1 protein-coding gene is annotated in these 1404 nt (G+C 73.7%); it reads right to left on the bottom strand.

All coding sequences use genetic code 11. From position 1 onward, the window contains the following. Positions 1-171 precede the first annotated feature (171 nt). The gene (locus tag AOK23_RS42520) at positions 172-999 is read right to left on the bottom strand and encodes an enoyl-CoA hydratase/isomerase family protein (RefSeq protein WP_055717728.1); all 828 of its coding nucleotides are present in this window, start codon (positions 997-999) and stop codon (positions 172-174) included. Between the last annotated feature and the right edge of the window lie 405 nt (positions 1000-1404).

Raw genomic sequence — 1404 nt, 5'->3', positions numbered from 1 at the left:
CTCCTGCGGCGTGTGCGCGGCGGCCATGCCACGCGCCAACGCCACCACGGCCCTCAGCCGTCTGTCCTCACCCACGACTCCAGGCTAGGGAGCTTTACGCCGATTTGAGACGTTGGCGAGGCGAACAGGGGTACGGCCCGCCCGCGCCCGCCCCCCGGCGGAGCCCGCGGCTCACTCCCCCGGCCACTCCGGCTTGCGCTTCTCGTTGAAGGCGGCCACGCCCTCCGCCCGGTCGCCCGAGAACGCCACGGAACGCCACGCCGCGTCCTCGACGTCCAGCCCCGCCCGCAGATCGAGCCCGTGGCCCAGCCGTAGCGCCCGCTTCGCGGCCCGCAGCCCCACGGGCGAGTTGGCGGCCATCCGCGCGGCCAGCGCCAACGCTTCCGTACGGTCCTGCCCCTCCGCGACCAGTTCGTCGACCAGACCCAACTCCCGCGCCTGAGCGGCCTCCAACCGTCGCGCGGTGAAGATCAGCTCGGCGGCCCGCGCGGCCCCCACACGACGCGGCAGCAACTGTGTACCGCCGCCGCCCGGAATCACCCCCACCGACACCTCCGGCAGCCCCACCACCGCCGTGCGGTCGGCCACGATCACATCGCAGGACAGCGCCAGCTCGAACCCGCCACCCAACGCGAAGCCGTGCACGGCGGCGACGGTCGGCATCGGCAGCTCCAGCACCCCGGTGTACGCCGCGCGCGCGACGGGCCGCTGCCGCACCAGCTCCGCGTCACTGAAGGAGTTCCGTTCCTTCAGGTCGGCACCCACGCAGAACGCCCGCTCGTGCGTCGAGGTCACCACGACCACCCGTACGTCCCGGTCGGCGGCCAGCGCGTCGCACGCGGCGGCGATGGAGCGGGCCATGTCGGTGGACACGGCGTTCATGGCCTTCGGCCGGTCGAGGGCGAGTTCGGCGACGTACGCGTGCCGCCGCACGACCACGAACTCGCCGTACCGCCGCTCGCCGCCCGGCCCCTCTGCGACATCGACACCGACACCCATGACACCCTCCGGTTAACGCGGGTTAACTACCGTCACTCCGATCATCGCAGCCCGGCCCGCCCCACAACACCCCGGTCCCGGCGCGGGCCCCCGGCGACGACGTGGCGCGGACCGCCCGGCGACGACGCGTTCGGCAACCGCGCGCGACAACGCGTCGGCCCGTTTCCCCGTTCGAGTGACATCCGGTCCCTCTCGGGCCACATCGCCCACTTCGCCGCATAGCCTGCGCTCCGCCAGGCGCACCGGGGGGCTCGGGCGCGGAGGGAGGACGGACCATGACGACGAACACGGTGACCAGGCCGACGGCACCCACCACGGGGCCACGCCCGAACACCCCACCGACGGCACCCCAGCCACCGACACCGCGACCACCCGCCTCCCCAACGGCACAGACCCGGAAAGCCC

Origin of the sequence: Streptomyces torulosus, assembly GCF_001419765.1 — a bacterium.
Classification (GTDB): Bacteria; Actinomycetota; Actinomycetes; order Streptomycetales; family Streptomycetaceae; genus Streptomyces; species Streptomyces torulosus.
Note: the sequence above shows the minus strand (reverse complement) of the source record. Positions and strands in the feature narration are given on the sequence as shown.